At 63.5% G+C, this 1,525-nt stretch carries 1 protein-coding gene; it reads right to left on the reverse strand.

Annotation, left to right across the window (positions count from 1 at the left end):
* Positions 1-72: 72 nt before the first annotated feature.
* On the reverse strand, positions 73-1,525 hold a 1,453-nt coding region (gene putA, locus RMO81_RS04480; protein ID WP_310474551.1), incomplete at its 5' end, for a bifunctional proline dehydrogenase/L-glutamate gamma-semialdehyde dehydrogenase PutA.

The following is a 1,525-nucleotide window of genomic DNA, read 5'->3' on the forward strand; positions in this document are numbered from 1 at the left end:
CCTACGCCTTCGCCGCCGTCAGCGAGGCGCATTTGCTGCCATTGATACATGAGCCGCAGGCCGCCTGACCCCTCACTCCCCCATCGCAATCAAACTCGCATTCCCCCCCGCCGCCGCCGTGTTGACGCTCACCACCTGCTCCAGCGCGAACCTGAGCAGATAGTGCGGGCCGCCGGCCTTGAAGCCGGTGCCCGATAGCCCCGAACCGCCGAAGGGCTGGGTGCCGACGACGGCGCCGATCATGTTGCGGTTGACGTAGATGTTGCCGGTGTCGAGGCGTTCGGTGACTTTCCTGACCGTGTCCTCGATGCGGGTGTGGATGCCCAGCGTCAGGCCGAAGCCGGTGGCTTCGATCTGGTCGAGCACCTTGTCGAGGCCGCCTGCCTTGTAGCGCACGACATGCAGCACCGGGCCGAAGATTTCGCGCTCCAGCGCATCGGCCTTGGTCATTTCAACGATATGCGGGCCGAAGAACAGGCCGCCTTCCGGCGCCTTGGCGGCAAAGCGCACCTTCTGGCTCTTGCGCATGGTTGCGATGTGGCCGTTGAGCATTGCGAGCTGGTCGGCGTCGATCACCGGGCCGATGTCAGTGTGCAGATGCATCGGATCGCCCATCTTCAACTCGCGCGCCGCGCCCTCGATCATGTCAAGCATGCGCTCAGCCACATCTTCCTGCACAAACAAGAGCCGCAGCGCCGAGCAGCGCTGACCGGCGGAGCGGAAGGCGGAGGAGACGACATCGTCCGCCACCTGTTCCGGCAGGGCGGTGGCGACAACGATCATCGCGTTCATGCCGCCGGTTTCGGCAATCAGCGGCACGATCGGGCCGTTCTTGGCGGCGAGCGTGCGGTTGATCGCCCAAGCGGTTTCGGTCGAACCGGTGAAGCAGACGCCGTCGATCTTAGGGTGCGACGTCAGCGCCGCGCCGACGCGGCCATCGCCCGGCACGAACAGCAGCGCATCCTTGGGAACGCCAGCCTCATGCAGGATTTTCACCATCTCCTGCGCCACCAGCGGCGTCTGTTCGGCCGGTTTGGCGAGCACTGCATTGCCCGCAGCAAGCGCGGCGACAACCTGACCGGCGAAAATTGCCAACGGGAAGTTCCACGGCGAAATGCAGACAAACACGCCGCGACCGCGATGGGCGAGGCGGTTGTCCTCGCCGGTCGGTCCCGGTAGCGCGATTGGTTCGCCGAATGATTTGACAGCTTCGCGGGCATAGAAGCGGCAGAAATCGACCGCTTCTCGAATTTCCGATACGCCGTCATCCAATGTCTTGCCAGCTTCGCGCGACAGAAGGGCGAGGAAATGATCGCGGTTCTTTTCAAGCAGGTCTCCGGCCTTTTCGAGCATTTTCGAGCGGGTTTCGACCGGCATTTTGGACCAAACTTTGAAGCCCTTGCGCGCAGCATCGACTGCCTCGGAAACATTCTGCGTCGTCGCATTCATCACGACGCCAACCGGCTTGCCATCGACTGGCGAGCGGACATCTTCACGCAGCGAAAACGCCGAAGCGCCGGGGATC

This window comes from Sandarakinorhabdus sp., assembly GCF_031422795.1.
In the GTDB taxonomy this organism is placed as follows: Bacteria; Pseudomonadota; Alphaproteobacteria; order Sphingomonadales; family Sphingomonadaceae; genus Sandarakinorhabdus.